This is a genomic window from Pseudomonas sp. PS01270 (assembly GCF_029959775.1).
GTDB classification, from domain to species: Bacteria; Pseudomonadota; Gammaproteobacteria; order Pseudomonadales; family Pseudomonadaceae; genus Aquipseudomonas; species Aquipseudomonas atacamensis.
Map to the genome: position 1 here is coordinate 1 of NZ_JASCPT010000269.1, position 1192 is coordinate 1192.

The 1192-nt window shown below is 58.6% G+C and carries 1 protein-coding gene; it reads right to left on the bottom strand.

The window, feature by feature from the left end; translation table 11 throughout:
* Positions 1–112 precede the first annotated feature (112 nt).
* Positions 113–1084, bottom strand: a complete 972-nt coding sequence (yjiA, locus tag QMX86_RS28080; protein WP_122747554.1) for a GTPase — start codon at positions 1082–1084, stop codon at positions 113–115.
* Between the last annotated feature and the right edge of the window lie 108 nt (positions 1085–1192).

The following is a 1192-nucleotide window of genomic DNA, read 5'->3' on the forward strand; positions in this document are numbered from 1 at the left end:
GGGCAAGCCCGCTCCCACAGGGTTATTTGTCGCTCACAGATTGTGGGTACACCAATAAACCTGTGGGAGCGGGCTTGCCCGCGATGGCGTCAGCGCTGACACCGAAAAATCATCAGTCAGAAGCAACCCTGGCAAACCCCGCCCGGATTTTCTCTTCCGGCAAGTCATCGGCAATAAACACGATCACACTCTCCCGCGTCTCGCCCTCGGCCCATTCGCTGTCCCAGTCGAAACCATAGAGTTTCAGCACACCCTGAAAAACCAGCCGCCGATCTTCGCCGGCAATATTCAGCACGCCTTTGTAGCGCAGCAATTGCTTGCCGTGCTCTTCCAGCAGCTCGTTCATGAACTCGCTGAGCTGATCGATATCCAGCGCCTGATCGGTGCGCAGCACCAGACTGGAGATGCGATCGATCGACGGTGCCTTGCTCACCGGACGCAGGCTCAGACCGCCGCCCAGGTCAGCATTGAGGTTGAAGCCGCGTACATCCAGCAATTCAGCCAGATCGATGTTGCCATGCTCGACCACACGGATCGGCGCGCGGCGGTTGATTCGCGTAAGGCGCTCGCTCAGCGCAGTGAACGTCGCCTCATCGACCAGATCGGTTTTGCTCACCAGCAAGCGATCGGCGAAACCGATCTGCGCCTGGGCAATGGTCTGGGTCAGGTGCACGTCGGCGTGAGCGGCGTCGACCAGGGTGATGATGCCGTCGAGCAGATAACGCTCGCGCAGCTCTTCATCGATGAAAAAGGTCTGCGCCACCGGCGCCGGATCCGCGAGACCCGTGCACTCGATCACCAGACGGTCGAAGGCGATCTCGCCACTGTCCAGGCGCTCAAGCAGCAAGTACAGCGCCTTGGTCAGATCGGTGTGAATGGTGCAGCAGACGCAGCCGTTGGCCAGGGTCATGACTTGCACCGGCTCGTCACCCAACAGCTGGGTATCGATGCCGGCGTCGCTGAATTCGTTTTCGATCACGGCGATTTTCAGGCCGTGCTCGGCTTTCAATAAATGACGCAGCAAGGTGGTCTTGCCGGCGCCGAGGAAACCGCTGAGAACCGTTACCGGAATGGGAGAAGACAAAACCCGATCTCCTGAAAAGAACACAAAAACAAATGTGGGAGCGAGCCTGCTCGCGAAAGCGGTGTGTCAGTCAAATCATCCATCAACTGACACTCCGTATTCGCGAGC